This window comes from Enterobacter sp. ZOR0014, from assembly GCF_000798855.1.
In the GTDB taxonomy this organism is placed as follows: domain Bacteria; phylum Pseudomonadota; class Gammaproteobacteria; order Enterobacterales; family Enterobacteriaceae; genus Enterobacter; species Enterobacter kobei.
In genome coordinates this window covers 1-4,090 of sequence record NZ_JTLF01000357.1, presented here as the reverse complement: position 1 = coordinate 4,090, position 4,090 = coordinate 1, and the positions used below count along the sequence as shown (strand labels likewise).

General features: G+C 62.3%; 4 protein-coding genes. 2 read left to right on the top strand and 2 right to left on the bottom strand.

Features of this window, described 5'->3' with window-relative positions:
• The first annotated feature begins 14 nt into the window (after positions 1-14).
• Entirely contained in the window at positions 15-809 is a 795-nt protein-coding gene (locus L977_RS20345) for an AraC family transcriptional regulator (RefSeq protein WP_047626824.1), read from the top strand.
• Here the strand turns inward: L977_RS20345 and L977_RS20340 are convergent.
• Positions 806-1,696, bottom strand: coding sequence for an oxidoreductase (locus L977_RS20340; RefSeq protein ID WP_047626822.1), 891 nt, complete (start codon positions 1,694-1,696; stop codon positions 806-808). The two genes, L977_RS20345 and L977_RS20340, sit on opposite strands and share 4 nt — an antisense overlap.
• A gap of 105 nt (positions 1,697-1,801) precedes the next feature.
• Between L977_RS20340 and L977_RS20335 the strand changes: the two genes are divergently transcribed.
• Positions 1,802-2,923, top strand: coding sequence for a YbdK family carboxylate-amine ligase (locus L977_RS20335; protein WP_014882882.1), 1,122 nt, complete (start codon positions 1,802-1,804; stop codon positions 2,921-2,923).
• Here the strand turns inward: L977_RS20335 and L977_RS20330 are convergent.
• On the bottom strand, positions 2,874-4,090 hold a 1,217-nt coding region (locus L977_RS20330; protein ID WP_047626819.1), incomplete at its 5' end, for an efflux RND transporter permease subunit. The two genes, L977_RS20335 and L977_RS20330, sit on opposite strands and share 50 nt — an antisense overlap.

Genomic DNA, 4,090 nt, shown 5'->3' with positions numbered 1-4,090 from the left:
ATGTTGCCAGAATCATGAAGCCGCAATCCGCTAATACGCTGTATGACCCTGACTCTACCGCCTCTCCTGCCGTGGCGCGTCATCTGGACTTTGTGGACTACGCTGCGGAAGTGCCGGTGCATACCCATCACAAGGGCCAACTGATTATTGCCCGTTACGGCGCGGTCAGCTGTTACGCGGAGAATGACATCTGGATCGTGCCGCCAGACTGCGCAGTCTGGATCCCCGGCGGGATCCCGCACAGCGCGAAAGCGACGTGGAACGCGCATCTGAACTATTTGTTTATTGAGCCCGGCGCGGCGGCGCTGCCGGAGAGGTGCTGCACCCTGGCGATCTCGCCGTTGATTACGGAGCTGGTCGACCGCCTGACGCGCGAAGGCGTGGATTATCCTCCCGACAGCCACGCCGCCAGACTGACCCGGGTCACGCTGGATGAGCTCGCCAGCATGCCGCAGCAGAAGCTCAGCCTGCCGGTCTCGACCGACCCGAAAATTCGCGCCATGGCCGACGCGCTGGTCAGCCGCCCTGAGGACAGAAGCACCCTGAAAGACTGGGCGAAACGGCTCGCCCTCAGCGAGCGCTCGTTTGCACGCCTGATGCAACGCGAGACCGGGCTGAGCTTTGGGCGATGGCGGCAGCAGTTGCACCTGATTATTGCCCTGCGGGAGCTGGCCAGCGGCGTGCCTGTCCAGAACGTGGCGGCAACGCTTGGGTATGAATCCGTGAATGCGTTTATCACCATGTTCAGAAAAGCGATGGGCAGCACACCCGCGCATTATTTTGCCGAACGGAAAAACAGCGGCCGTTAACCCGGCCCCTCGCTCCCCGCCGCCAGCAGCGGCACCACCACGTCGCTGATGGGCACCGCAATCCCGTGTTTGCGGCCATAGCGCGGGATCACGCCGTTGCGGATATCCCACTCCATTGGACGGTTGGCCTGACGATCGGCCAGGATCGACGTGCCCAGGTCTTCAGGCGCACGCTGAAAGTTCGCCAGGATCTCCCCGGCCACCGCATCGTCAAGCTTCGCCCCCTCGGCGCGGGCAACGGTAAGCCCCTCGCGCAGATAGGCCAGCGCAAGTTCGCTGATGTCCTCACGCCTGAACATCCCGGCGCGGCGGTTAGCCAGCACCATCAGCCCGGCGACCGCGTTTTGCAGCAGCTTGCGCCAGGCGACCGTGGCGAAATCTGCCGAGAGTTCCACTTCACAGCGCGTACCGCGAAGCGCATCCACCACCCGCTGCGCCTGCGGCACCTCCGGCAGCGTCAGGCGCGGTTTGGCACGCAGCCACACGGAGGCATCCGGCTCGCGCTGTGCCGGGAACCAGACCACCGACGGCAGCACCGTTGCGCCGTTGACCCACGGCTCAAGCTGGGCTTTCTGCTCCACGCCGTTTTGCAGGGCGCAGACCACGGTGTTTTCATCGCACAGCGTGCGCAGCCATCCGGCGCTGTCGGCATTTTGCGTCGTTTTTACCGCGATAAAAACCAGATCGGCGGGACGCGTAATGACGGCAGGATCGGTTAAGACCGGACCGGGTACCACCGTTTCGCCCTCGTCATAACGCAGGCGTAATTCCGGATGTGCGGTACGTCCGCACAACAGCGGCGTGCGGCCCACCTCATGCAGCACCGCGGCAATGGTGGTCCCAATCGCACCGGGACCTATCAGCGCAATCACTGGATTGTCAGACATGATTAACTCCCCTGTTCGCTAAGCCTGCTAACAGTTATACCACCCTGAAAAGTGAGCGCCACGTCGTTGTCTATACTCAACACACAACTGACAACGGAGTGCGCCATGCCTTTACCCGATTTCACGTCCTCTGAACCGTTCACCCTCGGCATCGAACTCGAACTGCAGGTGGTTAATCCGCCCGGGTACGATCTGAGCCAGGACTCCTCCGCACTGATCGCCGCCGTCAAAGACGACATTAAAGGCGGAGAAGTGAAGCACGACATCACCGAAAGCATGCTTGAAATCGCCACCGGCGTATGCCAGACCATCGACCAGGCAGCGGCGCAGTTCTCGGTGATGCAACAGAGTATTCTGCGCGCGGCGGCGGAGCAGCATATCCAGATCTGCGGCGGCGGGACGCATCCGTTCCAGAAATGGCAGCGCCAGGAGGTGTGCGATGACGAGCGCTATAACGTCACGCTGGAGCGCTTTGGCTACCTGATTTTGCAGGCCACGGTGTTCGGCCAGCACGTACACGTCGGCTGTCGAACCGGGGACGATGCCATTTACCTGCTGCACGGTCTGTCGCGCTTTGTGCCGCACTTTATCGCCCTCGCCGCCGCGTCACCCTACATGCAGGGCACGGACACGAAGTTCGCCTCATCGCGTCTGAATATTTTTTCGGGATTTCCGGATAACGGCCAGATGCCGTGGGTCAACAACTGGCAGGCGTTCGAGGGGCTGTTCCGCCGCCTGAGCGCCACCAGCATGATCGACAGCATTAAAGACCTGCACTGGGACATTCGCCCCAGCCCGCACTTTGGTACCGTGGAAGTGCGGGTGATGGATACGCCGCTGACGCTCGGCCACGCGATAAACATTGCCGGGCTGATCCAGGCAACCTCCCACTGGCTGCTGACCACGCGGCCCTATAAGCATCAGGAGAAGGATTTTCTGCTGTACCGATTTAACCGTTTTCAGGCCTGTCGCTACGGGCTGGAGGGGATTCTGACGGACGTGCATACCGGCGAACAGAAAACCGTGGCGGAAGATATCGCCTGGCTGCTGGAACAGGTTGCGCCATCGGCCGAGAAGCTCGGCGCGACAAGCGCAATCACTGAAATTGCCCTGCTGTTAAAGCAGGGCAAGAGCGAGGCGCAGCGCATGCGGGACTTTATTGCCGACGGCGGCTCGCTTATTTCTCTCGTTCAGAAGCACTGCGAGCTGTGGGCGACGAGTCCGTAAGGCCGTGGCCCCACTCACGCAGACGCTGGAACAGCACGAACAGCGCGGGAATGAACACGATCCCCACGACGGTCGCCACCAGCATACCGCTGAACACCGTGGTGCCAATGATGCGACGGCTCTGGGCACCCGCCCCGGTCGCCAGCATCATTGGCATGACGCCGATAATAAACGACACGGCGGTCATCATCACCGCGCGGAAGCGGCGCGATGCCCCTTCCCTCGCCGCATCGACAATCGTCATTCCGTCCATGCGCCGGGCGCGGGCGAACTCCACGATAAGAATCGCGTTTTTGGCCGCCAGCGCGATCAGCAATACCAGACCAATTTGCACGTAGACATCGTTGGCGTAGCCCGCCATCCACAGCCAGACCAGCGCCCCGCCGAGGGCGAAGAGCACCGAGAGCATCACGCTCGCCGGGAGCGTCCAGCTCTCATACTGGGCGACGAGAAACAGCCACGCCATCACCACCGCCGCCAGCACAATCCATATCGCCTGATTGCCGGTCTGCTGCTCCTGATACGACATGCCGCTCCAGGCATAGTCGTATCCGGCAGGCAGGATCTCTGCCAGAATTTCGCTCATCACCGCCATCGCGGTGCTGCTGCTCACCCCTTCCGCCGCCGAGCCGCTCACCGACACGGACGGAAACTGGTTGTACTGCTGCAGGAACGGCGCGCCAATGCCCGGCGTGATGGTGACGAGGTTGCTCAGGCGCACCCGCTCGCCGCTGTTGCTGCGCACAAACAGCTCGCTGATTTGCTCAGCGCGCTCGCGCCACTGCATTTCGTTCTGCATGACAACGTGGTAGACGCGGTTGTTGATGCTGAAATCCCCGGCGCGCGTGCCGCCAAAGGCGGTTTGCAGGCTACTGAAGATGCGCGATACCGGCACGTCGAGACGGGCCGCACGCTCGCGATCGACGGTCAGCGTCAGCTGCGGGACGTTGCTGCTCCAGGTGGTGAACACACGGCTTAGCTGCGGGTGCTGATTGGCTTTCATCAGCACCCCGCTCGTCACGCGCTCCAGCTCCGCCGGGCTTTGCCCCGTCTGCGCCTGTATGCGCAGATCGAAGCCGGAGGCGTTGCCCAGCCCCGGCAGGGTCGGCGGCGCGAAGGTCATGATGGTCGCTTCCGGCAGGGCCAGCAGCTGACGCTGCAATGTTC